We start from the raw sequence: 26,237 nt of genomic DNA, 5'->3' as shown, positions 1-26,237 counted from the left end.
CGCCCTAGGCGCCCGCAAGCCCTGTGTGGGCAGACCTGGTACCGAACGCTCGTTCGCCAGAAGTTCCCCGGCCTGGAGATTTCTGCAAAAACTCCAGAGGTTTTTGCAAGAAGCCCTTGCGTCGGACCCTCTACATTCCGCCCCTCGCTCCTCTTGCGTGCAGCAAAATTGGTCAGACCAGGATTGCTGAGCTAGACCGATACTAGGAGTTCTACAGGGCACGAGGCAGTCGTCCAGCGCGGCGTATGTCGAAATGGCGGTTGCAAGAGGGAGGGGCGTCGCTAGGGCGGCACGTGTATTCCCGGGGTTGTGCCCAACAGGCATTGCCCTTATCTGACTTGGCCCGCCTGGCGGGCGTCAGACCCGGCAGCGGTTGCACCTGCAGTCGCTTGAACCATAACCACGGCCACGGCCGTGACAAGAAAGAGAACAACAAAATGAGCGAGCAGAACGTTCTTGTTGTAGGGGTGACCTTCGTGGTCTACCTGGTGTTGATGTTGTGGCTGGGCCTCGTTGCCTATCGCCGTACCAGCAGCCTGTCCGACTACATCCTTGGTGGCCGTTCCATCGGCCCGACCACCGCCGCGCTGTCCGCCGGTGCTTCCGACATGAGCGGCTGGCTGCTGCTGGGCCTGCCGGGCTATGCCCTGGTAGCGGGTTTCGAGGCATCCTGGATCGCCATCGGCCTGCTGGCCGGTACCTGGCTGAACTGGCTGTTCGTTGCCCGTCGCCTGCGTGTCTACTCCCATGTAGCCAGCGACTCGGTGACCATGCCGTCCTACTTCGAGCACCGCTTCAACGACAAGTCCCATGCGTTGCGGGTGATCTCGGCAATCTTCATTCTGCTGTTCTTCCTCTTCTATGCCAGCTCCGGTCTGGTCGCAGCCGGCAAGCTGTTCGAAACCGTATTCGGCTTCGACTACAGAATTGCCGTGGTCGTTGGCACCCTGGCTGTCGTTTCCTACACCCTGTTCGGTGGCTTCCTCGCCGTGGCCTGGACCGATGTGGTGCAGGGCCTGCTGATGGCTGCCGCGCTGGTACTGGTACCGGTGTTCGCCCTCAACGCCGTGGGCGGCGTCGATGCTGCGCATGCTGCCATCGTGGCCAAGAACCCCGAGCTGCTGACGTTCTTCAATGACGCAAAAGGCCAGCCGCTGGGCATCATCGCCATTCTTTCGCTGCTTGGCTGGGGGCTGGGCTACTTTGGCCAGCCGCACATCCTGGCGCGCTTCAAGGCCATTTCCGACGACAAGGACATGCCTACCGCTCGCCGTATCGCCGTGGGTTGGACCGCCGTTACCCTTTTCGCTGCACTGGCCATCGGCTGGGTTGCCGTCGGTTATCTGGAGAGCGATCTGGCCGATGCCGAGACCGTGTTCATGGTGCTGGTCAACAGCCTGTTCCACCCGGTAGTCGCCGGTATCCTGATGGCCGCAGTACTGGCCGCGATCATGTCCACCGCCGATTCGCAACTGCTGGTGAGCTCCTCGGCTCTGGCCGAAGACTTCTACAAGGCGATCCTGAAGAAGGACGCCGGTGGTGCCGAGCTGGTATGGATCGGCCGTGGCGCGGTAGTGGTGATCGCCATCGTCGCTCTGGTCCTGGCGCTGAATCCGGACACCACCGTACTGGGCCTGGTGTCCTACGCCTGGGCTGGCTTCGGTGCTGCTTTCGGCCCGGCCATCATCCTTTCGCTGTACTGGAAGCGGATGAACCGTAACGGTGCGTTGGCCGGCATCCTGCTGGGCGGCATCACCGTGGTGGTGTGGAAGCAGCTGTCCTCCATGGGCGGCATCTTCGGCCTGTACGAGATTATCCCGGGCTTCATCCTCGCCACTCTCGCCATCGTCGTGGTCAGCCTTATCACCGAAGAGCCGGAAGCGGCCGTCCAGGCGCAGTTCGACGACGTCGAGCGCAAACTGGCGTAAACGCTTGATCCTGGCTGCGGGCGATGTTCCGTAGCCAGTGCTGCAACGGCCTCCACCGCAGGGTGGGGGCCGTTTTGCTTTATAACGCCTATGAGGGGGCACCGATCCGATGGACGCCGGGCTTTCGCCCGCTGTTGTCATTGGCTAAGGTGGCGCTCCCTGCCTCGGCACTCAGTACAGGTTGTCCATGACTGCGAAAGACCCGCTCCACGGCGTCACCCTGCAAGCCATTCTCACCGCTCTGGTCGAGCGTCTCGGCTGGGATGGGCTGGCACAGCATGTCGACGTGCGCTGTTTCAAGCATGAGCCGAGCATCAAGTCGAGCCTGACCTTCCTGCGCAAGACCCCCTGGGCGCGGGCCAAGGTGGAGCAGCTCTATCTGCAGCAACTGCGCCAGCAGAAGTAGAAGGTGCGTAGCCCGGATGCAATCCTGGGCTATGCCGCTATCTTGCTTGCATCCTCAGGAACCCACTGACCGCTCAGTTCAAGGCCAGGTCGAGCGCCTGCAGGGCCTGGCGATAGCTGTTGCCAGCCATGCGCAAGCCGTTGTTGTGGTTGGCGCCGTCGATCAGCAGCAATTGTTTGGGTTCGTTGGCGGCGGCGAACAGCGCTTCACTGAAGCGTGAAGGCACGTAGCGGTCGTCGCGCCCGTGGGCGATCAGCACCGGGATACCTACCTCGCCGATCTTGCTCAGCGAGTCGAACTCCTGCGACAGCAGCCAGCGCACGGGGAGTGAGGTGTTGGTTACCGCGGCGGCGATGTCGCCCAGGTTGGTGAAGCTGGATTCGACGATCAGGCCGGCGGCCTGCGCTTCGTCCTGTTCGCTGGCCAGCTCGCGGGCCAGATTGACGGCGACCGCGCCGCCGAGCGAGTGTCCGTAGATGAAGCGCTTGGCCGGGTCCGGCTGCAGCCTGGCCAGATGCTGCCAGGCGATCTGCGCGTCCTGGTATACGCTGCGCTCGGAAGGCAGTGCGCCGCGGCTCTGGCCGAACCCGCGATAGTCGACGGCGAGCACGGAAAAGCCCATGGCATGCAGCTGTTCGATGCGAAACAGCTGGCCGGTGAGGTTCCAGCGCGAGCCATGCAGGTAAAGCAGCGTCGGTGCGTCCTGGCGCGAGGACGGCCACCACCAGGCGTGCAGGCTCTCGTCGGCCGCCAACTCGGGGGACTGCAGTTGCACGTCCTCGAGGCCCGCAGGCAAGCCTGCGAACCAGCGCGCGGTTCCCGGTTCTATGCGAAACACCAGCTCGCGCTCGGTCTGTTCCAGTTTGGCGCAGCCGATGGGCAGTAGCACCAGCAGGCTGGCCATCACGATCAGCGTCAGGCGGCGACGACGCAGCAGGGTTATCCAGGATGCGGGCATGGGTGAGGCTCATAAGCTAAACGGACGATGCAGCCATGGACTGTGCGTTCGCCTTGCGGTTTCATCCCGTCGGCACCGCGCTGGTTACCGCGTGTTACCGCCAACTGATTTGCGGTGTGCTCTGCGGCGCTTGGCAAAGGGTGGCGCTACCAGGTTCCAGATAGGGGGCGAGTATCGGTGCCATGCCTTTGAGCACCTGTACCGGCAGGGCCGAGGTGAAGGTGAAACGCTCCGCCTCGCGTCCCGGCACGAAGGCGGTCAGGGTGCCGTAGTGACGCGGGCCGAGGAAGAACACGAAGGTGGCCGTGCGGTTCATCGCCCGTGAACTGATCACCCGTCCGCCGGCGCCGACACTTTCAATACGATTGTCGCCGGTGCCGGTCTTGCCGCCCAGGGTCAGATTACGGCCGTCCTGCAATTGGAAGGTACCCTGCAGCCGTCGCGCAGTACCGCCTTCTACTACCTGGGAAAGTGCATTGCGCAGTGCGGCCGCCACTTCCGAGGGCATTACCCGCTTGGCACCGTGGGTGTTGCGCTCGACTCGCGTCTCGTAGGGGGTGCCGGCGGCAAAGTGCAGTTCGTCGATGCGCAGCACGGGTTGGCGAATGCCGTCGTTCTGGATGATGCCCATCAGTTCGGCCAGCGCCGCCGGCCGATCGCCTGAGCTGCCCAAGGCGGTGGCCAGGGAGGGCACCAGGTGCTGGAAGGGATAGCCGAGGTTCTTCCAGCGGCGATGGATGTCGGAGAAGGCTTCGACCTCCAACATGATGCGGATGCGACTGTCGCGGGCACTCTTGTGCCGGCTGCGGAACAACCAGCCGTAGACTTCCTGGCGCTCGTCGATGCTGGCGGCCACGGCGTCGCTGAAGTTGGCCTGCGGGTTGTCGATCAGGTAACCCAGCAGCCACAGTTCCAGCGGATGCACGCGGGCGATATAGCCCTGATCCGGCAGGCTGTAGGCACCAGGGCCGTAGTCCTTGTACAGGCGCGCGATGCGTTGGTCGGTGAGTTTTTCCTGTGGCAGTTGCGCGCGCAGAAAGGCCGCGAAGGTTTCTTCGTCGGCCTGCGGCAGCAGGTAACGGTGCACGGCGCCCAGGCGCACCGGGGTCTGGCGCAGGCCGCTGATGAACGTCTCCAGGCGCTGTTGCGGCGGTTGGCCCTGGTATTTGCGCCAGAAGCGCAACAGGAAGGTGCGCCCCTCCTGGTCAGCGAAACGTTGCAGGTATTCCTGACGGCGCGGGTCCTTGTCGTCCTTGAGCAGTTCGGCGCTGTTCTGGTAGGTGCTATAGCGCACCAGGTCGCGCATCAGGCGGACGAACGGCAGATTGATCGACTCGCGCAGCGATTCACGCAGGGTCGGGTTGCGGCCGTTGTCCTCGCGGCGGAAGTTGCCGAAGGTGTGCAGGCCGCCACCGGTGAAGAAGCGTTCGTGGGGGCTGGCCGAATAGCGTCGTTCCAGCGCGGCTTCCAGCATGCTGGCCAGGTCGACACCGGGATTGGCCTGCAAATAGGTGACTGCCCAGCGGCTCAGGTAGTCCTGCGCGGCGATCTCGACGTTGCGCAGCTCGGCCGGGTTCTTGTCGGCGTGGCGCTGATGCAGCTCGGCGATGACCTCCAGGTAGGTCGCCAGCACCCGTAGTTTGGCGGTGGAGCCCAGTTCCAGCTTGCTGCCTTCGTTGATGTCGAAGGGCTGGTCGGTGCTGTCGGTCTGCACGCGTACCCGACTGCCGGTGGCCGTGCGTTCGAACAGGGTGAAGCTGTAGCGCACCTCGGCGGTTTTCTCTGGCGATAGCAGGCGCTCACCGAACAGGCCGATCTTGCCGGCGAACTCAGGATCGGCCAGACGTTGCAGGTAGGTGCTGGTCTCCTGCTGCAGGTCGCGTTGCAGGGTGCTGCGTGCTTCCAGGTCGAGGCGGTCCAGATCGTAAAGGGGCATGCCCAGCAGGTTGGACAGGCGTGAGCGGGCCACGCTGATGCCCTTGTCGCTTTCCACCGGTCGTAGATTGGGTTCCTGTTGCCAGTCGCGGTATTGCAGCTTCTGCGTCAGCGCCGCGTCACGCAGCTCGGCGTCGATCAGCCCTCCTGCAGCCAGCAGACGGATATGGCTCTCCGTCAGCGCTTCCATCTCCTTGCGCCCCTGCGCCAGATAGTAGGAGGGACGGCGTTGGGCGATCATCAGCGAAAGCATCTGGCGCAGGGCCAGGCCACGTTCAGCCATGCTGGCGTCGGGCGTGCGCTCTGGGTCAAGCAGCGCATTGCTGCGCTCGAAATCCGCGCCGTACCAGATGCGTAGGCCGTCGGCCAGGCCATGAACTTCGCCATGCCCCGGGGCGGCTGACAGCGGTACGCTGTTGAGGTAATCGCGCACGATGGTCTGGCGCGCTTCGAGGGTCTGCGGTCCCTGCTGGTAGGCGCGTACGCTGGCGGAGATCATCTGCCGCAGTTTTTCTTTCGCCGACAGCGTCAGGCCATCGGGAGAGTGACGGTATTTCTCCAGCTGGGTCGCCAGGGTGCTGCCGCCAGCGGACTGATCCTGCACATCGAGCACCTTGCCGATCTGCGACAGCGCGGCCATGGCGAACCGTGGCCAGTCCACCGCCGGATTGGCCAGTGGCTGATCGCTATCCAGCAGATGACGGTTCTCGATGAACAGCAGGCTGCTGACTACCAGCGGCGGAATACTGGCGAAATCGGCGTATCCCTGTTGCGGATAGCGGAACTCATAGAAGGGCGTGCCGCGGCAATCGCTGATGCTGAGCCCGGTCTGGCTTTTCTCGGCGAAGGGCGGGAACAGGCCGCGACGGCTGTAGTCCATCAGCGCCGGAGAGAAGCGCGCCTGCTCGCTGATCAGGAAGTCGCGTTGCTGCAGGCGCTCCAGCATCAGTGGCAGGTAGGCATAGCCCTGACGTTTGTCGAAGGGGCCGTCAGCAGGGTAGAGAATATCCGGGCTGGGCCCCGGCTCGACACGGTAGGTGAGGGTGGCGGCATAGCGGCTCAACTCACGGGCCTGGAAGTGTGCGCTGCGCAGCTCGAAAAACAGTAGAGCGGCTGCAGCAGCCAACGCCGATGCCAGGAGCAGGTAAAGCACCAGGCGCCAGCGACGTGGCCGCTGGGCCGGCTTGTCGTCGACCTCCGGCAGGACGTTCGACGCCAGTTCGCGGTGCTGAGGATCCGATTGCCATAACACGCCCATAGTCCACCGGCTTGGCCTATCTGCTCCACGGAAAACACGAGACTGCCGATCGCCGGGCTCTGCCCCTGGCGCCTCGTCTGCTTACCTATCAGCTTAGTCGCTGTGAACGGGGCTGGCTGGCGGTTTTGACGCAAAGGGTGTCGGGGTGGCCCATTGGCGCTAGACTCGCTGCAACGCACAAATGCAGGGAATCGGCATGCAGCGCGACCATCGAGAACAGCTTCAGCAAAGCTGGCAGGCCAATGCCGACGCCTGGGCTGCTGCGGTGCGCGAGCAGCGCATCGAAAGCCGGCGCCTGGTTACCGATGCCGCGATCATCCAAGCCGTATTGGCGCTGCAGCCCAAGCGAGTGCTGGATATTGGCTGTGGCGAGGGCTGGCTGTGTCGGGGGCTGGCAGAGCACGGTATCGAACCGGTGGGGGTGGATGCCTCCGCGCCGCTGATTGAGGCGGCTCGCGCTGCGTGCGACGGGCGCAGTCAGTATCGGGTCTGTGGCTATGCCGAGCTGGAAGAGCATGCCGAGCAACTCGGGCGCTTCGAGGTGCTGGTCTGCAACTTCGCCCTGCTTGAAGAGCCGTTGCAGCCGATTCTGCGCAGCTTGCAGGGCTTGCTCGCACCCGGCGGCAGTCTGCTGATTCAGACCCTGCATCCGTGGCGCGCCAGTCATGGCGAGCCTTATCTGGACGGCTGGCGGGTGGAGGATTTCGTCGGGTTCGGTGAGGGTTTCCAGGCGCCGATGCCCTGGTTCTTCCGCACCCTGCAATCCTGGCTGACACTCATTGGTGAAACCGGCTGGCGCCTGGAATGGCTGCAGGAGCCGCTGCATCCCGAGAGTGTTCAGCCGGTGTCCTTGCTGCTGTTGCTCAAGCCGCTCTGATCATGCAGGTGCTGCTCAACCTCGACGTTCCCGATCTGCCAGCGGCGGTTGCTTTCTACCAGCAAGCGCTTGGCTTCAGTGTCGGGCGTGTGTTGTTCGGTGGTACGGTCGTCGAGATGCTCGGCGCGGCTGTACCGCTCTATCTGCTACACAAGGCCGCGGCCACTCGACCCTGCCCCGAGGCCGGCGTGCAACGTGATTACCGTCGTCACTGGACGCCGCTGCATCTGGATGTCGTCGTCGATGATCTCGACGCAGCGCTGGCTCGGGCACTTGCCGCAGGTGCCCGGGCAGAAGGTGAAATCAACGAATATGCCTGGGGGCGGCTGGTAACGCTGAGTGACCCCTTCGGCCACGGGCTGTGCTTGCTGCAATGGCGTGGCGAGGGCTACGACCTGGTCAGAACCCACTTGGGAGAAAATGATGCGCAGAATTGAATTGGCAGGTGTGCAGGTACCGGTGATAGGCCAGGGGACCTGGCGCATGGGGGAAGATGAGCGCCAGCGCTCGCGTGAGGTCGCGGCGCTGCGTGAGGGCTTGGATCTGGGCCTGAGCCTGATCGATACCGCCGAGATGTATGGCGAGGGCGGCGCGGAGCTAGTGGTGGGCGAGGCTATCGCCGGGCGCCGGGACGAGGTATTTCTGGTCAGCAAGGTGTACCCGCACAACGCCAGTCGGGATGGCGTTCAGGCGGCCTGTGAGCGCAGCCTCAAACGACTGGGTTGCGAGCGTATCGATCTCTATCTGTTGCACTGGCGCGGGCGCTACCCGCTGGCTGAAACGGTCGAAGGCTTCGAGCGGTTGCGTGAGCAGGGCAAGATCGGCGCCTGGGGCGTCTCCAACTTCGATCTGGATGATCTACTCGAGCTGGATCAGCCGGCCTGTCGCAGCAATCAGGTGCTGTACAACCTGCAGGCGCGTGGCATCGAGTATGACCTGCTGCCCTGGCACCAGCGCGCCGGTATGCCGCTGATGGCTTACTGTCCGCTAGGCCAGGCCGGCACACTGCTGCACGAGTCCGCACTGCTTGAGGTGGCCCAACGGCATGGGGTCAAGCCGGCTCAGGTTGCCTTGGCCTGGGTGCTCAGGCAGGACGGTGTGATTGCCATCCCCAAGGCCGTGGGCAGCGCCCATCTGCGTGATAACGCTGCGGCAGCTTCCATTACCCTGAATGCGGATGATCTGGCTTTGCTGGACGCGGCCTTTGCTCCGCCGCAGAACAAGCGGCCGCTGGAGATGGTCTAGCCTGTATAGCTCGGTGTAGGGCGGGTACTACCCGCCCTCCGATACCGCGGCATATCGATACCGCGAGAAAACGGCAAATAAGGTCAGTTGGCCGGATCGGCAGCCAGACGTCCGGCATCCTTGAGCAGCGCCTTGAGGAAGGCATCCTGCAACTCAGGATCGTTGCGGGTCAGCTCGATCAGGCTCTGCTCCAGCTCGCTGGCCTCTTCTTCCAGACCAAGATCGGAAAGGCGTTTGACCCGGTGTACCCACTGGTCAACATCGCCGCCTTCGAGGTCATCGAAGATCAGGTCATGCGCTTCACGCAGCTTGCCGCGCAGGGTATGGCTGACCATAAGAGTCGTTTCCGCACGCGCGACATCGTCGCCCAGGCGATCTTCGACGCTCAGTTGCAGCATGTTCAGGCGCGCGATGTCCTGTTCGCTGAACGGGCTGTCGAGCAGGTTGAGGCGCAGCACCCCGCTGCTGTCCGTAAGCAGTTCGAATTGCTGATCGCCAGCCTTGACCTGTACCGGGCGCTCGGACCAGGGCAGGTTGGTGTACTCCATGCGACGGTCGCGCTGCAGTTCCTCGATACTGGCCAGGTTCTGCTCGGCGCGGCCGTTTGATTCGACGTTCATGAAGGGGTTCAGGCCCGCCATGCCGTAACTGATCCAGCCACGGGTAGCGGTTTCCGGCAGGCTGCCGAGCAGCACGACGTTGAGTATGTTGGCGCCCACGCCCGCAACCACTGCTACCGCACCCATTGGTACTTCATAGATCTCGCGCCAGGGCTGGTAGGGTGTGTAGCGGTCGTAGCGGCGGGTCACCTCGAAGGCGGTGACCTCGTAGCTTTTCTGGTCATGCACGCGAACGCGGCGTTGCGGTAGCTCCAGCACCTTGGGTTCGCCAGCATCGATCTGCAGCTGGTGATCCAGCAGCTTGCGTTCGACGCGCTCCTCATGCTCGCTACGCTGTGGCAGCTGATTGGCGCAGCCGCTGAGGAAGAGGGCGCCGCACAAGGCGGCGCCGGTCAGGCGAAGGTTGTTGCTCGTGTGCATGATGGCTCGGTAGGGCGTGATCAGCGGCTGATACGGGCTTGCAGGAAGGACAGGATATCGGCCAGCGGCACGGCTTGCGCGTCGGTTTCGGCGCGGCTCTTGTACTCGAGGTTACCCTCGGCCAGGCCGCGGTCGCTGACGACGACGCGGTGCGGGATACCGATCAGCTCCATGTCGGCGAACTTGATGCCGGGGCTGGTTTTCTTGTCGCGGTCATCCAGCAGCACTTCATAGCCAGCGGCGGTCAGCTCGGCATACAGCTTGTCGGTGGCCTCGCGAACCTGCTCGGTTTCATAACGCAGCGGTACCAGAGCGATATGGAACGGCGCCAGGGCATCGTTCCAGCGAATGCCGCGCTCATCGAAGTTCTGCTCGATGGCCGCAGCCACCACGCGAGAAACACCGATGCCGTAGCAGCCCATGGCCAGGGTCACGGGCTTGCCGTTCTCGCCCAGTACCTGGCAGTTCATCGCCTCGCTGTACTTGGTGCCGAGTTGGAAGATGTGACCGACTTCGATGCCGCGCTTGATTTCCAGAGTGCCCTGGCCGTCCGGGCTGGGGTCGCCGGCGACGACATTGCGCAGGTCGGCAACCTCGGGCAACGGCAGATCGCGCTCCCAGTTGACGCCGAAGTAGTGCTTGTCTTCGATGTTGGCGCCGGAGGCGAAGTCGCTCATCAGCGCCACGCTGCGGTCGATGATGCAGGGGATCGGCAGATTGACTGGGCCGAGCGAACCGGGGCCGGCGCCGATGGCGGCGCGAATCTCGGCTTCACTGGCCATCTGCAACGGGCTGGCAACCAGCTCCAGGTTGGCAGCCTTGATCTCGTTCAACTCGTGGTCGCCACGAACGATCAGCGCGATCAGCTTGCCTTCTTCGGCGGCGTGCACCACCAGGGTCTTGATGGTCTTCTCGATGGCCAGGCCAAAACCCTGTACCAGCGCGTCGATGGTCTTGGTGTCGGGGGTATCGACCAGGCGCATCGCTTCGGTCGCTGCAAGGCGTTCCTTCTCGCGCGGAATGGCCTCGGCTTTCTCGATATTGGCGGCGTAGTCGGAGACATTGCTGAAGGCGATATCGTCTTCACCGGAGTCGGCCAGGACGTGGAACTCGTGCGAGCCGGTGCCGCCGATGGAGCCGGTATCGGCCTGCACCGGACGGAAGTTCAGGCCCAGGCGGCTGAACACGTTGCAATACGCCTGGTGCATGCGGTCATAGGTTTCTTGCAGCGAAGCCTGGTCGGCATGGAAGGAGTAGGCATCCTTCATGATGAACTCGCGGCCGCGCATCAGGCCGAAACGCGGACGGATCTCGTCACGGAACTTGGTCTGGATCTGGTACATGTTGATTGGCAGCTGCTTGTAGCTGTTCAGCTCGTTGCGGGCCAGGTCGGTGATGACTTCTTCATGGGTCGGGCCGACACAGAACTCACGATCATGACGATCCTTCACACGCAACAGCTCAGGGCCGTATTGCACCCAGCGACCGGATTCCTGCCACAGCTCGGCCGGCTGAATGGCCGGCATCAGCACTTCCAGCGCGCCAGCGGCGTTCATTTCCTCGCGCACCACGTTCTCGACCTTGCGCAGCACGCGCAGGCCCATCGGCAGCCAGGTGTACAGGCCGGAAGCCAGCTTGCGGATCATGCCGGCACGCAGCATCAGCTGGTGGCTGATCACCACGGCGTCGGAAGGGGTTTCTTTCAGGGTCGAGAGCAGGAACTGACTGGTACGCATGTTTGGCCGTTCTGTCGGTTGCTAGGGCTTGGAATAGGCCGGCATTGTACGGTGCCTATACAGTGGCGTACAGGACGGGTGCAGGCGCGAAAGCGCTACTGCGCTTGCCGGGAGGAATAAAGAGTGGGATTGACTGCACTTGAGGTTCAGAGCCTGATTCGAGCGGGGCTCCCGATGGCCGAGGATATCGATCTACGGATCGACCGGCTTGATGAAGAGGGCGTGCTGGCGCGCGTGCCTTTTCACGCCAAATTGGTGCGTCCGGGGGGCACGTTATCCGGCCCGACCATCATGGCGCTGGGGGATGCGGCGATGTATGCCGTGGTGCTGGGGCGTCTCGGCCGGGTGGAAATGGCGGTGACGTCCAATCTCAATATCAACTTTCTGGTCAAGCCCAAGCCGGTGGACTTGTTGGCAGAGGCGCGCATATTACGTTTGAGTCGGCGTCAGGCAGTTTGTGAGGTTTCGTTATATTCGGCTGGTAATGAGAGTGAATTAGTAGCGCATGTGACGGGGACTTATGCGTTGCCCCTTTAAAGCACTGAGCCAGAAATAGAGAAACCCGGCCAAAGCCGGGTTTCTTTTATACCGCTATCGAATAGCGCTGAAGTTACAGAACGCTCAGCGGGTATTCGACGATCAGGCGGAAGTCATTGAGGTCGCCTTCAAAGGAGTTGCGGTAGAACGCCTGGCGAACACGGAAGGACAGATCCTTGGCGGCGCCTTCCTGAATCACGTACTTGGCTTCAATGTCGAGCTCGCGCTCTTTCTCGTTGTTGCCAGCAGCAACATCCATATCCGTACCACGAATGTAACGAGTCATGAAACTCAGACCCGGCACACCGAAGGAGGCCATGTTGATGTCGTAACGTGCTTGCCAGGACTTCTCATCTTTGGCGTTGAAGTCGGAGAACTGAACCGAGTTGGCCAGCCACACGGTGCCACCGCCGTCTACACCGTAGTCATAGCCGCGATCACCGGTCGAGCGCTGGTGGGCCAGAGTGAAGGTATGAGCGCCCATGGAGTAGGCAGCTGCCAGGCTCCAGATGGTGTTGTCTTGGTCGCTGGTGGTGTTGGTGTAGGTCTTGTCGTAGTCGGTCTTGTAAATGTTGAAGTCGAAGTTCAGAGCCTGTTCTTCGGCCAGCGGCAGGTTGTAGTTTACGTTGCCGTAGTACTTCTTCCAGTAATCTTCTACGTCGGAGGCGTGGAATGCTGCGCTCAGATCGTCGGTGAAGGAGTAGGAAGCGCCCACGATGTTGGCATACTTCAGGCCAGCTTCACCCTTGCCGTTGATGTCATCACGGCTGGTGCCAGTCTGGCTGCTCATGGCGGTGAAGCGACCAGCGCTCAGTTCCAGACCTTCGATTTCGTTACTTACCAGGTAAGTACCGGTGGTGACTTCTGGCAGGATACGGCTGTCGCCGGTGGAGAACACCGGGCTGGCCGTGAACTGGCTACCGTACTTCAGAACTGTGTCGGAGATACGGAACTTGATGGCGCCGCCTACTTCAGTCTGAGTGTCGTCGCCACGACCGTCGTCGGTCTGGGAGAACAGGCCATTGCCATAGCGGCCGCGACCGCTGTCCAGCTTGATGCTGCTCAGGGAGTGAGCGTCTACGCCGACGCCTACGGTGCCTTGGGTGAAGCCGGATTCGTACAGCAGGCGGATGCCCAGACCGGTTTCTTCACGGTAGCCAGCCGGGTTGGCGGAGGTGCTTGCGCCGTTCGGGCCGTTACGGAAATCGCGGTTCATGTACAGAACGCGATTGAAGATGTTGAAGCTGCTGTCTTCGATAAAGCCGTTGGACTCGGACTGGCTGGAAGCCACTGCCATTTGGCTGGTGCCCGCGGCTACTGCCAGGGCGATTACGCTCCACTTCATCACTTGCATCGTGATTGCTCCTTTGGTTTAGAAGAGTTGCGCTGCCCACTGTTTTGTTATATGGGCGGCTCTTTCTTTTTGTGTCGGCGGTAACTTATAGCACGCAGCCGATATTGGCGATAGTTGCAGTCTATTCATTACGACTTCGTTCATGCTGGTGTCGCATCGCGTGAGGAAGAATGTCGCAAATCTATAGCTCTGTACTTGCGTTTCGTTGCGCCGACGCTTTCGCGGTTCTGAGGTGCCTGGGACCGCTGTTATTGATCGACTGCACGGCTTGCCGGGCATTGCTTTCACAGTTAGCAAAAGTCGTGCTCAAAACCTGCCTGCCCCACTAAAACCTTGATTTTTGGGGCGCATGGCAGCGCTCGCGGCAGCGCCGGCGCTGCTTTTGGTGCGGATTCGTCAGGGGGGCGCCAGTGTCCGCGGTCAGAGGTCAGCTGGTGTCGTCAGCTCACTTGCCTGTGGTTTCACCGGTAACGCTTCGCGCTGTCTATTACGGGAAGAAACAAAATGGTGCACGTCTGCGGTGCGTGTGCGTCCGAGCTGCCTTGCGTTGGTGCGCGGTCACCGGGTGAAGTCTCGACCCAGCCAGCGTATGCTGCGCGCCATCGCTCGCCCCTCGCTGGGGGGCTACGCTTGATTGATCTGTTTTAAAGGAGGAAGGGCGTCATGTTCGCTCTGGATTCGCGTCTGCAGCAGGATTGCCTGCTGGTCGGGGATTTTCCCCTGTGTCGTTTGCTGCTGATGAATGACTCCAATTACCCCTGGTTCATCCTTGTGCCTCGGCGTGAGGAGGTCAGCGAGTTGTTCCAGCTCGACGCTGATGATCAGCGCCAGCTGTGGCAGGAAACCACGTTGCTGGCTGAAACACTGAAGGACACCTTCGCGGCCGACAAGATGAACGTGGCCACGCTCGGCAATGTAGTCAGTCAGTTGCATATGCATGTGATTGTGCGCCGACGTGAGGATGCAGCCTGGCCTGCTCCAGTATGGGGGCGGCATCCGGCGCAGCCTTACAGTGAGCAGCAGGTGGGGCAGATCATCGACAAGCTGCGCCTGGTACTCACCGAGGATTTTCAGTTTGCCGGAGAGTCAGCATGAGCCTCGAGTCGCGGATCATGGAGTTGGAAAGCCGCCTGGCTTTTCAGGATGACACCATTCAGGCGTTGAGCGATGAACTGGTCGAGCAGAATCGGCGTATCGAGCGGATGCAGCTGCAATTGACGGTTCTAGCGCGGCGCCAGGAGGAGTTGAATGGTCAGGCGGGTATTGCTGAAGACGAAGCACCGCCACCTCACTACTGATATGAAAAAGCCCGGTTTCCCGGGCTTTTCTTTGCGTGCCGCTCAGCGCCGAGGAGGGGCTGCTGCGATCACGTCTTCCGCCTGCAGGCCTTTGTCACGCTGCATGACCGAGAACTCCACGCGTTGGCCTTCGATCAGGACGCGGTGGCCTTCGCCGCGAATGGCGCGAAAGTGCACGAAGATATCGTCACCCGAGTCGCGGGAAATGAAGCCGAACCCCTTGGATGTGTTGAACCACTTGACCGTACCGGTCTCGCGATCATCCTGAGTCGCGCCGGTACTGGCACTGGCTTGTTGCACGGACGGGCGTTGTTCTGTGGTGCGTGGTTGCGTGTTCAGTTGAGCCGCAAGGCTCAGTGCCACGGCGATGACCAGGGTCAGTAGCGGCAACCAGATGGCGGGTTGGCTACCAATGCTGGGCAGTGGGGCAAGCAGGATCAGGCTCTGTACCACGGCGGCCAATATCAATAGCGCCGAGGAGAGGCCCAGCAGTTGTTGGCGCGCTGCGGGTACGCTTTGTTGTTGCGATGCGGCAAGCAGGTTGAGCAAGCCGGTCAGGGCCAGATAAATGGCATCCGGGGTAGTCAGGAACGAAGTGGAAAAACCGGGTACGGCAGACAGCAGCAGGGCGGCAAACCCTGTCACGAGATGGGCAATCTTCAACATCTTCGATGAACTCACTGATTGAATGATGACTCAAGGTGTTGCGGAGAGAGCGCGCTTTACGGGTTGCCAGTCGAACGGCAATGACGCGCGCCGGTATACAAGGTTAGCGACGCCGCAGGACGGTAATGCGGCGTGCAAGGCTATTTAACAGCAAAGGCGGGGGCTTCTCAAATCAAGCGCTTAGCATCGTTTCGCTGGTAATCGGGTGCACCTGATTGCGGCCGGCGCGTTTGGCCTGATAAAGCGCGTCATCGGCGCGGGTGAGCAGTGATTCGAATGTGTCGCCTTCTTCGGCCATGGCGCAGCCGAAGGACGCAGTAATGCTGTCCAGAATCTGGTCTGTTCGCCTTACCTTGATTCTCAGCGACTGGATCTTGTGGCGCAGCTGTTCGGCGAAATCGAGGACTTCGTTGAGGTTGGCGCAATTGCGCAGCACCACGCAGAACTCTTCGCCACCATAACGTGCAGCAAAAGCGCCCGGTGGCAGCAGCTCACGTAGCAGCTGTCCGACATGCTGCAGCACGCGGTCGCCCAGAGGGTGGCCGTATTGGTCGTTGAACTGCTTGAAGTGATCGATATCCAGAATCACCAGCGCCAGACCCTGTTGTGATTCGTTCAGAGCGCGCTCCAGCAGGCGGGTAAAGGCATGGCGGTTGAATACTCGGGTCAGGCTGTCGAGCGTTGCCGCCAGATGCGCGCGTTCCAGCTGGCTGCGCAGATGAGTGATCTCTTGCTGCGCGGCGCGCAGGCGGTAAAGGAATTTTTCCTGCTGATCCTGCATCAGCTGGGTGCTTTCCTGCAGTTCGCTGAGCACGCTGGGTAGGTCGTCGATGATGGGTTCCTGCAGCGCGCTGAGGCCCTGGCTCAGGCTCTGCTGGTAATGCTGGCTGCCAAGCACGCTATGTGAAACATCGCCTTCGATATCATCGACCAGCTCGATTACCTGCTGCTGGCCGGCACGAGCTTCTTCCAGCTCGCCGCGGATGATGTAATCGCGAAACAGCCGACTGGCGGTTTCCGGCGGGAACACGTCGAAGTCCTCCACCACCTTGTCCAGGCGGCGATTGAGCTCTGGTTCGCTGCCTCTGCTGTAGGTGTACCACAGCGCATAGTGCACCGGGTTCGGCGGGATATCGTGACGCATCATCAGCGGCACGGCCTGCTTCAGGAGCTCGGCCGCCTTGCGGGTTTCCTCCGGATACAGATCGATGATGCTGGGCGGTTTGGCTGGCTGACTCATGGATCTCGGAAGCTCAATGGCGAATGGCCAGAGCATAGATCAGGGCGGGGCTGCATGCCTAATGAAAAGGCCCGGATCACCGGGCCTCTGAGCATCTCAAACAGCGAGTAGGCTGCGCAGCATCCACGCGGTTTTCTCGTGCACCTGCATGCGTTGGGTCAGCAGGTCGGCAGTCGGCTCGTCGCTGACCTTGTCCAGCAGCGGGAAAATGCCGCGGGCAGTGCGTACGACGGCCTCTTGGCCTTGCACCAGTTGCTTGATCATTTCATCGGCGCTGGGTACGCCTTCCTCTTCCTTGATCGAGGACAGGCGGGCATAGGCAGCGTAGGTGCCTGGCGCCGGGAAGCCCAGTGCACGAATTCGTTCGGCGATTGCGTCAACCGCCAGCGCCAGTTCTGTGTACTGACCTTCGAACATCAGGTGCAGGGTGTTGAACATCGGACCGGTGACGTTCCAGTGGAAGTTATGGGTCTTCAGATACAGGGTGTAGGTGTCAGCCAGAAGGCGCGAGAGACCTTCGGCGATGGCGGCGCGATCCTGTTCGGCGATTCCGATATTGATTTCCATGGTTTTTTCTCCTTTCAGGTGAGCCCAGGGTGTCTATCCCGCAGTGTTGGTGAGAGCCTAACACGCAGGGCATCGGGATGATCTTGGCTTATATCAATGAAAGCGATGTTTAGAGGCTATTGATAACGCACGGTTCATTTGGGTCCAATAAATCCTGCCCATGGCTGGTCGTCAATCCTGTGCGTGGCGCAATACTCGCTCAGCCGTGCGCCAGTCGCGGCTGCTGCAGGGTGCGATTGAACACCTCCACCCAATGGGCGCTGAATTGCTGCCCGGCAAGGTTGTTGATTTCGAGGATGGCGCGTAGCAATGGGCGTTTGCTCAATGTCTGATGGGCGCGTTCATGGGTCCTTGCGTCAAAGGTATCGACGATATGCAGGATCAGTGCGCCCGGGGCTATCTCCTTTTCGCTCAGACCTTTGGGGTAGCCAGAACCGTCGGCATGTTCCTGATGCTGCAGAATGATCTCCATGGCCGCCGCCCAGCCAGGCATGCGTTTGAGCAGGTCGCTGGCCAGGCGTGGGTGGCCTTGCATCATGCGTCGTTCTTCACGGCTGAAATGGCTTTGCTTGTGCAGAAGATCCAGCGGCAGGAAGGCCATGCCGAGGTCATGCAAACAGACTGCGGCCGCCAGTTGCTCGGGCTGTTCGGCGTAGCCGCCCGCTGCATTGATGCTCAGTGCCAGTTCCAGTAGGCGCAGGTTGCGGCCTCGCCAGTAGGGGGAGCGCTGTTCGGCGGCCTCGGTCAGTGCGCAAAAGAACTGCAGGTCGGGCTGGATCACGATTGCGTGGCGTGCCAGCAGCGCTTCGCTGCGGCTTGGTTCTGCTTCTGCAGTCAGTTGCAGGCGAGTGCTGGGGTCCATTTGTTGCAGCCGCTCGAGACGTGCTTTGGTCTGCCTCTCACTCGGTGTCATGGCCAGCGCCTGCAGTGCGCTGCACAGCTGACTGACCTGCGTGCTATCGGGAGCTGGGTCGGTGCCGCCCAGTGCTCGAGCGACCAGGGCGCGTAGATGGTCGAGGCTGAGCAGCAATATGTCCCCGAGCAGGCTGTCGAAGGTCAGGCCGCCCGAGCGTAGGGCATCGAGCACGTCCTCCATGGCTTGTGGCAACGGCATCAGTTCGGTGAGCTCGACGTAACCCAGGTTGCCCTTGAGCGTATGGATCAGGCGAAACAGCTCGCGCAGTCGTTCTGTACTCTTTGGCGCTCGTTCCAGTTCGATCAGCAGTTGCTCGCAGCGCGGAAACTGCTCGGCGGCGTCAAGGCGGAAATCTTCCAGCAGATCGCTGGGCAGGTCGCTGCGATGGGGTTGGGCCATGGTCATTCTCCAGGCAGGAGGCGCTCTTCATTATAGAAGGCATCTGCCGAGCGGCTGCGTCATGACGATTTACGCTATATAATCCCGCTCTTTATCGAAGCGCGGCGTAGGGTTGGACGTTCGCCGCGGTGTAGCTCCTGCCCAGGGCGTTGGGGGCTGCCTGACCTATCCAAGACCTTAGAGAAGCGAAACACGATCATGATGCGCAGCCACTATTGCGGCCAGTTGAACGAGAGCCTGGATGGCCAGGAAATCACCCTTTGCGGCTGGGTACACCGTCGCCGTGACCATGGCGGGGTGATCTTCCTCGATATCCGTGATCGTGAAGGTCTGGCCCAGGTGGTATTCGATCCGGATCGCGCCGAGACCTTCGCCAAGGCCGACCGCGTGCGCAGCGAGTACGTGGTCAAGATCACCGGCAAGGTGCGTCTGCGCCCTGAAGGCGCGCGCAACCCGAACATGGCCAGCGGTGCCATCGAGGTGCTGGGTTACGAGCTGGAAGTGCTGAACGAGGCGGAAACACCGCCGTTCCCGCTCAACGAATACACCGATGTGGGTGAAGAAACCCGTCTGCGCTACCGCTTCATCGACCTGCGTCGCCCTGAGATGGCCGAGAAGCTCAAGCTGCGCTCGCGCATCACCTCGAGCATCCGTCGCTACCTGGATGACAACGGCTTCCTCGACGTCGAGACGCCGATCCTGACCCGCGCCACCCCGGAAGGCGCGCGTGATTACCTGGTGCCGAGCCGTACCCATGCTGGCAGCTTCTTCGCCCTGCCGCAGTCGCCGCAGTTGTTCAAGCAACTGCTGATGGTTGCCGGCTTCGACCGCTACTACCAGATCGCCAAGTGCTTCCGCGACGAAGACCTGCGTGCCGACCGTCAGCCGGAATTCACCCAGATCGACATCGAGACCAGCTTCCTCGATGAAAAAGACATCATGGACATCACCGAGACCATGGTGCGCAACCTGTTCAAGGAAGTGCTGGATGTCGAGTTCGGCGAGCTGCCGCACATGACCCTGGCCGAAGCCATGCGCCGCTTCGGTTCGGACAAGCCAGACCTGCGCATTCCGCTGGAACTGGTCGACGTGGAAGATCAGCTCAAGGACGTCGAATTCAAGGTCTTCGCTGGTCCGGCCAACGACCCGAAATGCCGCGTCACCGCGCTGCGTGTACCGGGCGGGGCGAGCATGCCGCGCAAGCAGATCGACGATTACACCAAGTTCGTCGGCATCTACGGCGCCAAGGGTCTGGCCTATATCAAGGTCAACGAGCGTGCTGCCGGCGTCGAAGGTCTGCAGTCGCCGATCGTCAAGAACATCCCGCTGGATAACATCAACGTCATCCTCGATCGCGTTGGCGCCGTCGATGGCGATATCGTGTTCTTTGGTGCCGACAAGGCCAAGATCGTCAGCGAGGCCCTGGGCGCGCTGCGTATCAAGCTCGGCCATGACCTCAACCTGCTGACCTGCGAGTGGGCGCCGCTGTGGGTCGTCGACTTCCCGATGTTCGAAGAGAACGACGACGGCAGCCTGACCGCCATGCACCACCCGTTCACCTCGCCGAGCTGCAGCCCGGAGGAACTTGAGGCCAACCCGGCCGCCGCGCTGTCACGTGCCTACGACATGGTGCTCAACGGTACCGAGCTGGGTGGCGGTTCGATCCGTATCCACGACAAGGCCATGCAGCAGACCGTGTTCCGCGTGCTGGGTATCAGCGAAGAGGAGCAGCAGGAGAAGTTCGGCTTCCTGCTCGACGCACTGAAGTTCGGCGCGCCGCCCCATGGTGGCCTGGCCTTCGGCTTGGACCGTCTGGTGATGCTGATGACCGGTGCGCAGTCGATCCGCGAAGTGATCGCCTTCCCGAAAACCCAGAGCGCGGCCTGCGTCATGACTCAGGCACCGGGTATCGTCGACAACAAGTCGCTGCGCGAGCTTCACATCCGCCTGCGTGAGCAAGCCAAGGCCGAATAAGCCTGCACAAGAAGCCTGGATTTCCAGGCTTCTTCGTTATGGGGTGGAGAGACTCGAGCGCTCACGCCCCGGGAATTGTGAAAACCTTATAGATGGAGTGAGTTATGGCCGGTCATTCCAAATGGGCCAACATCAAGCACCGCAAGGGGCGTCAGGACGCCAAGCGCGGCAAGATCTTCACCAAGCTGATTCGTGAGCTGACGGTCGCCGCCAAGCATGGCGGCCCGATTCCGGCGGACAACCCGCGTCTGCGCCTGGCCGTGGACAAGGCACTGACCAACAACATGTCGCGTGACGTGATCGACCGCGCCATCGCCCGTGGTGCCGGCAACAACGAAGCCGACAACGTCGTCGAGTTCAGCTACGAAGGTTACGCACCAAGCGGCGTGGCGATCATCGTCGAGGTGATGACCGACAACCGCAATCGCACCGCCGCCGAAGTGCGCCATGCCTTCACCAAGTGCGGCGGCAACCTCGGCACCGATGGTTCAGTCGCCTACATGTTCGAGCGCAAAGGCCAGATCAGCTTCGCGCCGGGCGTCGATGAAGATGCCCTGATGGAAGCCGCGCTGGAAGCCGGTGCCGACGACGTGGAAATGGGTGAGGACGGTTCGGGCCTGGTGTCGACCAGCTTCACCGAGTTCCATGCCGTCAACGAAGCGCTGAGTGCGGCTGGCTTCAAGGCCGAGGAAGCGGAAATCGCCATGATCCCCTCGATCAGTGCGCCGATTGCCGATCTGGAAACGGCGCAGAAGGTGTTCAAACTGATCGATATGCTCGAAGACCTGGATGACGTGCAGAACGTCTATCACAACGCTGAAGTCGCTGACGAGATCATGGAACAGCTGAGCTGAAGCAGCTTGTCGCCTGATGCGTAGGGTGGGCCGGGCGGCGATCCGCTTTAGCCCACCATGCCAGGCGACCTTGGTGGGCTGAAGCCCACCCTACGCCCCCTCCTTCTACGGTTTTCTCTGGTTCCACCGGCGCGTCACGAGTGACGGCGCATGATGACCCCCGTATACTCGCCAACTGGATAAATAGACAGTTGCTGATATGACCCTCATCCTAGGAATCGACCCCGGCTCGCGTATTACCGGCTATGGCGTGGTGCGCGATACCGGGCGTGGTTGCGAGTACGTGGCGTCAGGCTGCATTCGCACGGGCAACGGGCCGTTGGCCGAGCGTCTGCAGATCGTCTTTCGTGGTGTCAGCGAGGTGATTCGCACTCATGGACCGGTGACGATGGGCATCGAGCAGGTGTTCATGGCGCGCAATGCCGACTCGGCGCTCAAGCTTGGGCAGGCGCGCGGTGCGGCCATCGTCGCGGCGGTGGAGGCGGGGCTGGAAATCAGCGAATACACCGCCACCCAGGTCAAGCAGGCTGTGGTCGGCACGGGGGCGGCGGACAAACAGCAGGTGCAGATGATGGTCATGCATCTGCTCAAACTGGTGCAGAAACCGCAGATCGACGCCTCCGATGCACTGGGCATCGCCCTGTGTCATGCCCATCACCGACAGAGTCTCATTCCCCACGGGCTCGCTGGCGCCAAGCGGCGTGGCGGCCGTCTTCGTATGTAATCGGATTAATAAAGGAAAGCAGCGGTGATCGGACGTTTGCGCGGCACCCTGGCGGAGAAGCAGCCGCCGCATTTGCTTCTGGATGTGAATGGCGTCGGTTATGAGCTGGAAGTACCGATGACGACCCTTTATCGTCTGCCTGCGGTGGGCGAGCCGCTGACCCTGCACACTCATCTGGTGGTGCGTGAGGATGCGCATTTGCTGTATGGCTTCTTCGAAAAACGCGAGCGCGAGCTGTTTCGCGAGCTGATTCGCCTCAATGGCGTCGGTCCCAAGCTGGCGCTGGCGCTGATGTCGGGGCTCGAAGTCGATGAGCTGGTGCGTTGCGTACAGACTCAGGACACGGCGGCGTTGGTCAAGGTACCGGGTGTGGGCAAGAAAACCGCCGAGCGTCTGCTGGTCGAGCTCAAGGATCGCTTCAAGGCCTGGGAGTCGATACCGTCCATTGCGCCTTTGGTGGTGGAACCTCAACTGGCTCAGGCAGTCTCAAGCGCGGAGAATGATGCCGTCAGTGCCCTGATATCCCTTGGCTACAAGCCGCAGGAGGCCAGCCGAGCAGTTGCCGCCGTCAAGGAAGATGGTATGAGCAGTGAAGATTTGATCCGACGCGCGCTGCGCGGCATGGTTTAGTGGAACCTTATTGATGATCGAAGCCGATCGCCTGATTACCGCCAGCCCCCGTGAGCGCGAAGAGCAGCAGGATAGAGCCATTCGTCCGTTGCGCCTGGCCGATTACATTGGCCAGCCAGTGGTGCGCGAACAGATGGCGCTGTTCATCCAGGCTGCGCGGGGCAGGGCGGAAGCGCTCGACCATACCCTGATCTTCGGTCCGCCGGGCCTGGGCAAGACCACCCTGGCCAATATCATTGCCGAGGAAATGGGTAGCTCGATCAAGAGCACTTCCGGCCCGGTGCTGGAGCGGCCGGGTGATCTGGCCGCGCTGCTGACCAACCTGGAAAGCGGCGATGTGCTGTTCATCGACGAAATTCACCGTCTTTCGCCGGTAGTCGAGGAAGTGCTGTATCCGGCCATGGAAGACTTCCAACTCGACATCATGATCGGTGAGGGGCCAGCGGCGCGCTCGATCAAGCTGGATCTGCCGCCCTTCACTCTGGTGGGTGCCACCACCCGTGCCGGCATGCTGACCAACCCGTTGCGTGACCGCTTCGGCATCGTCCAGCGCCTGGAGTTCTACGGTATCGACGACCTGGCCACCATCGTCTCGCGCTCGGCCGGGATTCTCGGTCTGCCCATCGAGGCCAAGGGCGCCTTCGAGATTGCCCGGCGCGCGCGAGGTACGCCGCGTATCGCCAACCGCCTGTTGCGCCGCGTGCGCGATTTCGCCGAAGTGCGCGGCACTGGCCACATCACCCTGACGATCGCCGATCAGGCCCTGAACCTGCTGGATGTCGACGAGCGCGGTTTCGATCATTCCGACCGTCGCTTGCTGCTGGCCATGATCGAGAAGTTCGACGGCGGTCCGGTGGGGCTGGACAGCCTGGCGGCGGCGATAGGTGAAGAGCGCCATACCATCGAGGATGTGCTCGAGCCTTATCTGATTCAACAGGGCTACATGATGCGCACCCCGCGCGGGCGCGTGGTCACTCGTCACGCCTACCTGCACTTCGGGCTGAACATTCCCAAGCGCGCTGGCGAGCAGGCCGGTAGCGATCTTTTCTCGACAGGTGACGAATGACTAAAAAATTGTTACCAGGCCGGATTGGCAAGCAGCAGGCCGGGGACTAGAGTATGCGCGCGCAAAACGGAGTCCAGCCGTTCAGCCACCACTGCCGGGTCTATTACGAAGATACCGATGCGGGCGGCATCGTCTACTACGTCAACTACCTCAAATTCATGGAGCGGGCTCGCACCGAGCGCCTGCGTGAGCTGGGTTATGCCCAGTCGACGCTTGCCGGTGAGGGCCTGTTGTTCGTCGTGCATTCGGCCGAGGCGCGTTATCACGCGCCGGCGCGACTGGATGACGAACTGGTGATCAGCGCCGATGTGATCGAATTGAACCGTGCCAGCCTGCGCTTTCGTCAACAGGTCAGGCGGGCTACGGATGATGCGCTGCTCTGCGAAGGGCAGTTTCTGGTGGCCTGTGCGCGCGCCGACAACTTGAAACCCCGGGCTATCCCCGAAACCCTGCGACACGCGTTCGCCGGGACGCAGGCGCCGGGTCTAATTGCAGCAGGAGAGTAAGCGTGGAAGCTAACGCCGTTGACCATATGTCGATGTGGAGTCTGATCAGTAGCGCCAGTCTGTTGGTTCAGTTGGTGATGCTGACCCTGGTGGCCGCCTCGGTCATTTCCTGGGTGATGATCTTCCAGCGCAGTAATGCCATCCGCGCCGCCAAGCGTGCGCTGGACAATTTCGAGGACCGTTTCTGGTCCGGCATCGACCTGTCCAAACTGTATCGCCAGGCGGGCAGCAACCCTGACCCGGATTCCGGCCTTGAGCAGATCTTCCGTGCCGGTTTCAAGGAGTTTTCCCGTCTGCGTCAGCAGCAGGGCGTAGATCCGGATGCGGTGATGGACGGTGTCGCGCGTGCCATGCGTGTGGCCATCTCCCGTGAAGAAGAGAAGTTGGAGACCGCCTTGCCGTTCCTGGCAACCGTCGGTTCCACCAGCCCGTACATCGGCCTGTTCGGCACCGTATGGGGCATCATGAATTCCTTCCGCGGTCTGGCTCAGGTGCAGCAAGCCACGCTGGCTACCGTGGCACCGGGTATTGCCGAAGCGCTGATCGCTACCGCTATCGGCCTGTTCGCAGCGATTCCGGCGGTCATTGCCTACAACCGCTTTTCTGCCCGCAGCGAGATGCTGATCGGTCGTTACTACACCTTCGCCGACGAGTTCCAGGCCATCCTGCACCGCAAAGTGCACACCTCGGAAGACTAAGGCGAGCGAAGAGGACAGGTTTTAACCATGGCGAGAATTCGCAACAGACGCAAACCGGTCGCCGAGATGAACGTGGTGCCCTACATCGACGTGATGTTGGTACTGCTGGTCATCTTCATGGTCACCGCGCCGATGCTCAATCAGGGCGTCAAGGTCGATCTGCCCAAGGTCAGCAGTGAAGCGCTGCCGCAGGACAACGACGCCCAGGTGTTGACCATCTCCATCAAGGCCGACAAGACCTACTACTGGAACATGGGCAGCGAGGTCGACGTCGATACCGAGCAGGAGCGTGCCTCGACCCTCGAACAGATGACTCAGGCCGTGTCGGCGATCATTGCCGAGAACCGTCGTCAGGGTAAGCAGGTGCAGGTGTTCGTGCGCGGTGATCGCACGGTCGATTACGGCACCGTGATGTCGGCCATGGGCGGTCTGCAGCAGGCCGACGTGGGCAACGTCGGACTGATTACCGAGGCTCCCTGATGCAGCAAGCCGAGCGTTCGCAATCGGAAAGCTACTTCTGGCCCGTGGTTTGGGCCGTGGGTCTGCATGTCCTGATGTTCGCCATGCTGTTCGTCAGCTTCGCCTTCACCCCGGAGCTGCCACCGGCGCGCCCAGTGGTGCAGGCTACGCTGTATCAATTGCAGTCCCAGAGCCAGGCCACTACCCAGACCACGCAAAAGGTTGCAGGCGAGGCGCAGAAGACCTCGGCGCCGCAGTTCGAGACCGAAAGGCTCGAGCAGAAGAAGGCCGAGGAACAGAAGCAGGCCCAGGCCGAAGCGCAGAAGGTAGCCGCAGCCAAGAAAGCCGAGGAACAAAAGCAGGCGGAAGAGGCTCGAAAGGCCGAGGCGGCGAAGAAAGCCGAGGCCGAGAAGACCGCCGAGCAGAAGCGTCAGGCCGATATCGCCAAGAAGCGCGCCGAGGAAGAGGCGAAGAAGAAAGCCGCTGAAGAGGCCAAGAAGAAGGCCGCTGCAGAAGAGGCGAAGAAAAAAGCGGCAGCCGCCGAAGCAGCCAAGAAAAAAGCTGCCGAGGATGCACGGCGCAAGGCCGCCGAGGATCAGAAAGCCGCCGCACTGGCCGAGTTGCTCTCGGACAATGTGCAGAACCAGCAGGCGCTGGCCGAAACTCATGGTGACCAGGTAGCCGGCAACCTCGATGATCTGATCATCAAACTGATCACCGAGAACTGGCAGCGGCCGATGTCGGCGCGTCGTGGCATGAGCGTCGAGTTGCTGATTCAGATGCTGCCCGATGGCACAGTGACCAATGCCAGCGTATCGCGCTCCAGTGGCGATGCACCGTTCGACAACTCGGCCGTTGCAGCTGTACGTAACGTCGGGCGTATTCCCGAGATGCAACAATTGGATCGCGCTACCTTCGACCGTATGTACAGGCAGCGACGCGTTATTTTCAAACCGGAGGATTGAG

Annotated in this window: 26 protein-coding genes; 17 read left to right on the top strand and 9 right to left on the bottom strand. The window is 61.5% G+C overall.

The features are described from left to right. The first annotated feature begins 437 nt into the window (after positions 1-437). Both putP and BLR77_RS04080 read left to right on the top strand, forming a co-directional pair. Complete coding sequence (gene putP / locus BLR77_RS04085; protein ID WP_074675584.1) at positions 438-1,928, top strand: sodium/proline symporter PutP; 1,491 nt, start codon at positions 438-440, stop codon at positions 1,926-1,928. Between the two features lie 187 nt (positions 1,929-2,115). Further along, complete coding sequence (locus BLR77_RS04080) at positions 2,116-2,334, top strand: VF530 family protein (protein WP_074675583.1); 219 nt, start codon at positions 2,116-2,118, stop codon at positions 2,332-2,334. A 73-nt stretch (positions 2,335-2,407) separates the two neighbouring features. Here the strand turns inward: BLR77_RS04080 and BLR77_RS04075 are convergent, their stop codons facing one another. Together BLR77_RS04075 and BLR77_RS04070 are read right to left on the bottom strand one after the other, a co-directional pair. Next, entirely contained in the window at positions 2,408-3,292 is an 885-nt protein-coding gene (locus BLR77_RS04075; RefSeq protein ID WP_074675582.1) for an alpha/beta hydrolase, read from the bottom strand. A gap of 94 nt (positions 3,293-3,386) precedes the next feature. Beyond that, positions 3,387-6,485 (bottom strand): transglycosylase domain-containing protein, encoded by a 3,099-nt coding sequence (locus BLR77_RS04070; RefSeq protein ID WP_074675581.1) that lies wholly within the window; start codon positions 6,483-6,485, stop codon positions 3,387-3,389. A 196-nt stretch (positions 6,486-6,681) separates the two neighbouring features. Here BLR77_RS04070 and BLR77_RS04065 point away from each other — a divergent pair, with 196 nt between their 5' ends. From BLR77_RS04065 to BLR77_RS04055, 3 genes are read left to right on the top strand one after another with little or no spacing between them, the layout of a single operon-like run. Next, entirely contained in the window at positions 6,682-7,362 is a 681-nt protein-coding gene (locus BLR77_RS04065) for a class I SAM-dependent methyltransferase (RefSeq protein ID WP_074675580.1), read from the top strand. 2 nt (positions 7,363-7,364) lie between these two features. Then, a complete protein-coding gene (locus BLR77_RS04060) occupies positions 7,365-7,799 on the top strand; it encodes a VOC family protein (protein ID WP_074675579.1) in 435 nt (144 codons plus the stop codon). Continuing rightward, positions 7,786-8,607 (top strand): aldo/keto reductase, encoded by an 822-nt coding sequence (locus tag BLR77_RS04055; protein ID WP_074675578.1) that lies wholly within the window; start codon positions 7,786-7,788, stop codon positions 8,605-8,607. The genes BLR77_RS04060 and BLR77_RS04055 overlap by 14 nt, the downstream gene beginning before the upstream one ends. A gap of 83 nt (positions 8,608-8,690) precedes the next feature. Here BLR77_RS04055 and BLR77_RS04050 read toward each other — a convergent pair whose 3' ends face one another. Continuing rightward, positions 8,691-9,647 (bottom strand): hypothetical protein, encoded by a 957-nt coding sequence (locus BLR77_RS04050; RefSeq protein ID WP_074675577.1) that lies wholly within the window; start codon positions 9,645-9,647, stop codon positions 8,691-8,693. A gap of 20 nt (positions 9,648-9,667) precedes the next feature. Further along, entirely contained in the window at positions 9,668-11,383 is a 1,716-nt protein-coding gene (locus BLR77_RS04045) for a proline--tRNA ligase (RefSeq protein ID WP_074675576.1), read from the bottom strand. A gap of 129 nt (positions 11,384-11,512) precedes the next feature. Between BLR77_RS04045 and BLR77_RS04040 the strand changes: the two genes are divergently transcribed. Beyond that, a complete protein-coding gene (locus tag BLR77_RS04040) occupies positions 11,513-11,920 on the top strand; it encodes a PaaI family thioesterase (RefSeq protein WP_139202877.1) in 408 nt (135 codons plus the stop codon). Positions 11,921-11,993: 73 nt separating this feature from the next. On the opposite strand, the gene BLR77_RS04035 is transcribed toward BLR77_RS04040, so the two are convergent. Further along, the gene (locus BLR77_RS04035) at positions 11,994-13,274 is read right to left on the bottom strand and encodes an OprD family porin (RefSeq protein WP_074675575.1); all 1,281 of its coding nucleotides are present in this window, start codon (positions 13,272-13,274) and stop codon (positions 11,994-11,996) included. Positions 13,275-13,937: 663 nt separating this feature from the next. On the opposite strand from BLR77_RS04035, the gene BLR77_RS04030 reads away from it, so the two are divergent. Next, a complete protein-coding gene (locus BLR77_RS04030; RefSeq protein WP_074675574.1) occupies positions 13,938-14,369 on the top strand; it encodes an HIT family protein in 432 nt (143 codons plus the stop codon). After that, positions 14,366-14,572, top strand: a complete 207-nt coding sequence (locus tag BLR77_RS04025) for a SlyX family protein (RefSeq protein ID WP_074675573.1) — start codon at positions 14,366-14,368, stop codon at positions 14,570-14,572. Before BLR77_RS04030 ends, BLR77_RS04025 begins: the two co-directional genes overlap by 4 nt. Before the next feature lie 42 nt (positions 14,573-14,614). Here BLR77_RS04025 and BLR77_RS25930 read toward each other — a convergent pair whose 3' ends face one another. The 4 genes from BLR77_RS25930 to BLR77_RS04005 all read right to left on the bottom strand — a co-directional run bounded on the left by BLR77_RS25930 (position 14,615) and on the right by BLR77_RS04005 (position 18,360). Next, positions 14,615-15,238 carry a cold-shock protein gene (locus BLR77_RS25930; RefSeq protein WP_074675572.1) on the bottom strand — a complete coding sequence of 208 codons (624 nt, stop codon included), beginning with the start codon at positions 15,236-15,238 and terminating at the stop codon, positions 14,615-14,617. A gap of 172 nt (positions 15,239-15,410) precedes the next feature. Next, positions 15,411-16,478: a GGDEF domain-containing protein gene (locus tag BLR77_RS04015; RefSeq protein ID WP_174578071.1), complete on the bottom strand. Its 1,068-nt coding sequence runs from the start codon at positions 16,476-16,478 to the stop codon at positions 15,411-15,413. A 96-nt stretch (positions 16,479-16,574) separates the two neighbouring features. Further along, positions 16,575-17,045 carry a Dps family protein gene (locus BLR77_RS04010; protein ID WP_074675570.1) on the bottom strand — a complete coding sequence of 157 codons (471 nt, stop codon included), beginning with the start codon at positions 17,043-17,045 and terminating at the stop codon, positions 16,575-16,577. Between the two features lie 199 nt (positions 17,046-17,244). Beyond that, complete coding sequence (locus BLR77_RS04005) at positions 17,245-18,360, bottom strand: HD domain-containing phosphohydrolase (protein ID WP_074675569.1); 1,116 nt, start codon at positions 18,358-18,360, stop codon at positions 17,245-17,247. A 198-nt stretch (positions 18,361-18,558) separates the two neighbouring features. Between BLR77_RS04005 and aspS the strand changes: the two genes are divergently transcribed. The 9 genes from aspS (at position 18,559) to tolA (ending at position 26,236) form a co-directional block, all read left to right on the top strand. Continuing rightward, a complete protein-coding gene (gene aspS, locus BLR77_RS04000; RefSeq protein WP_074675568.1) occupies positions 18,559-20,334 on the top strand; it encodes an aspartate--tRNA ligase in 1,776 nt (591 codons plus the stop codon). A 104-nt stretch (positions 20,335-20,438) separates the two neighbouring features. Beyond that, entirely contained in the window at positions 20,439-21,188 is a 750-nt protein-coding gene (locus BLR77_RS03995; protein WP_074675567.1) for a YebC/PmpR family DNA-binding transcriptional regulator, read from the top strand. Positions 21,189-21,387: 199 nt separating this feature from the next. Beyond that, a complete protein-coding gene (ruvC, locus tag BLR77_RS03990) occupies positions 21,388-21,912 on the top strand; it encodes a crossover junction endodeoxyribonuclease RuvC (protein WP_074675566.1) in 525 nt (174 codons plus the stop codon). Positions 21,913-21,936: 24 nt separating this feature from the next. Continuing rightward, the gene (gene ruvA / locus BLR77_RS03985) at positions 21,937-22,542 is read left to right on the top strand and encodes a Holliday junction branch migration protein RuvA (RefSeq protein ID WP_074675565.1); all 606 of its coding nucleotides are present in this window, start codon (positions 21,937-21,939) and stop codon (positions 22,540-22,542) included. Positions 22,543-22,555: 13 nt separating this feature from the next. Further along, complete coding sequence (gene ruvB, locus BLR77_RS03980; protein WP_074675564.1) at positions 22,556-23,608, top strand: Holliday junction branch migration DNA helicase RuvB; 1,053 nt, start codon at positions 22,556-22,558, stop codon at positions 23,606-23,608. Between the two features lie 53 nt (positions 23,609-23,661). Then, positions 23,662-24,114, top strand: coding sequence for a tol-pal system-associated acyl-CoA thioesterase (gene ybgC, locus BLR77_RS03975; RefSeq protein WP_074675563.1), 453 nt, complete (start codon positions 23,662-23,664; stop codon positions 24,112-24,114). A gap of 2 nt (positions 24,115-24,116) precedes the next feature. Further along, positions 24,117-24,812, top strand: coding sequence for a protein TolQ (gene tolQ, locus BLR77_RS03970; RefSeq protein WP_021488347.1), 696 nt, complete (start codon positions 24,117-24,119; stop codon positions 24,810-24,812). Between the two features lie 27 nt (positions 24,813-24,839). Further along, positions 24,840-25,292, top strand: a complete 453-nt coding sequence (gene tolR, locus BLR77_RS03965) for a protein TolR (protein WP_021488348.1) — start codon at positions 24,840-24,842, stop codon at positions 25,290-25,292. Next, on the top strand, positions 25,289-26,236 hold the full coding sequence (gene tolA, locus BLR77_RS03960; protein ID WP_139202876.1) for a cell envelope integrity protein TolA: 948 nt from the start codon (positions 25,289-25,291) through the stop codon (positions 26,234-26,236). Before tolR ends, tolA begins: the two co-directional genes overlap by 4 nt. Position 26,237: the final 1 nt, after the last annotated feature.

The organism is Ectopseudomonas alcaliphila (assembly GCF_900101755.1).
GTDB lineage: Bacteria > Pseudomonadota > Gammaproteobacteria > Pseudomonadales > Pseudomonadaceae > Aquipseudomonas > Aquipseudomonas alcaliphila.
Note: the sequence above shows the minus strand (reverse complement) of the source record. Positions and strands in the feature narration are given on the sequence as shown.

Excerpts from the sequence above, each read along its gene's own strand:
- putP (WP_074675584.1), top strand. The coding sequence starts at position 438 with ATGAGCGAGCAGAACGTTCTTGTTGTAGGGGTGACCTTCGTGGTCTAC.
- BLR77_RS04080 (WP_074675583.1), top strand. The coding sequence starts at position 2,116 with ATGACTGCGAAAGACCCGCTCCACGGCGTCACCCTGCAAGCCATTCTC.
- BLR77_RS04075 (WP_074675582.1), bottom strand. The coding sequence starts at position 3,292 with ATGCCCGCATCCTGGATAACCCTGCTGCGTCGTCGCCGCCTGACGCTG.
- BLR77_RS04070 (WP_074675581.1), bottom strand. The coding sequence starts at position 6,485 with ATGGGCGTGTTATGGCAATCGGATCCTCAGCACCGCGAACTGGCGTCG.
- BLR77_RS04065 (WP_074675580.1), top strand. The coding sequence starts at position 6,682 with ATGCAGCGCGACCATCGAGAACAGCTTCAGCAAAGCTGGCAGGCCAAT.
- BLR77_RS04060 (WP_074675579.1), top strand. The coding sequence starts at position 7,365 with ATGCAGGTGCTGCTCAACCTCGACGTTCCCGATCTGCCAGCGGCGGTT.
- BLR77_RS04055 (WP_074675578.1), top strand. The coding sequence starts at position 7,786 with ATGCGCAGAATTGAATTGGCAGGTGTGCAGGTACCGGTGATAGGCCAG.
- BLR77_RS04050 (WP_074675577.1), bottom strand. The coding sequence starts at position 9,647 with ATGCACACGAGCAACAACCTTCGCCTGACCGGCGCCGCCTTGTGCGGC.
- BLR77_RS04045 (WP_074675576.1), bottom strand. The coding sequence starts at position 11,383 with ATGCGTACCAGTCAGTTCCTGCTCTCGACCCTGAAAGAAACCCCTTCC.
- BLR77_RS04035 (WP_074675575.1), bottom strand. The coding sequence starts at position 13,274 with ATGCAAGTGATGAAGTGGAGCGTAATCGCCCTGGCAGTAGCCGCGGGC.
- BLR77_RS04030 (WP_074675574.1), top strand. The coding sequence starts at position 13,938 with ATGTTCGCTCTGGATTCGCGTCTGCAGCAGGATTGCCTGCTGGTCGGG.
- BLR77_RS04025 (WP_074675573.1), top strand. The coding sequence starts at position 14,366 with ATGAGCCTCGAGTCGCGGATCATGGAGTTGGAAAGCCGCCTGGCTTTT.
- BLR77_RS25930 (WP_074675572.1), bottom strand. The coding sequence starts at position 15,238 with ATGTTGAAGATTGCCCATCTCGTGACAGGGTTTGCCGCCCTGCTGCTG.
- BLR77_RS04015 (WP_174578071.1), bottom strand. The coding sequence starts at position 16,478 with ATGAGTCAGCCAGCCAAACCGCCCAGCATCATCGATCTGTATCCGGAG.
- BLR77_RS04010 (WP_074675570.1), bottom strand. The coding sequence starts at position 17,045 with ATGGAAATCAATATCGGAATCGCCGAACAGGATCGCGCCGCCATCGCC.
- BLR77_RS04005 (WP_074675569.1), bottom strand. The coding sequence starts at position 18,360 with ATGGCCCAACCCCATCGCAGCGACCTGCCCAGCGATCTGCTGGAAGAT.
- aspS (WP_074675568.1), top strand. The coding sequence starts at position 18,559 with ATGATGCGCAGCCACTATTGCGGCCAGTTGAACGAGAGCCTGGATGGC.
- BLR77_RS03995 (WP_074675567.1), top strand. The coding sequence starts at position 20,439 with ATGGCCGGTCATTCCAAATGGGCCAACATCAAGCACCGCAAGGGGCGT.
- ruvC (WP_074675566.1), top strand. The coding sequence starts at position 21,388 with ATGACCCTCATCCTAGGAATCGACCCCGGCTCGCGTATTACCGGCTAT.
- ruvB (WP_074675564.1), top strand. The coding sequence starts at position 22,556 with ATGATCGAAGCCGATCGCCTGATTACCGCCAGCCCCCGTGAGCGCGAA.
- ybgC (WP_074675563.1), top strand. The coding sequence starts at position 23,662 with ATGCGCGCGCAAAACGGAGTCCAGCCGTTCAGCCACCACTGCCGGGTC.
- tolR (WP_021488348.1), top strand. The coding sequence starts at position 24,840 with ATGGCGAGAATTCGCAACAGACGCAAACCGGTCGCCGAGATGAACGTG.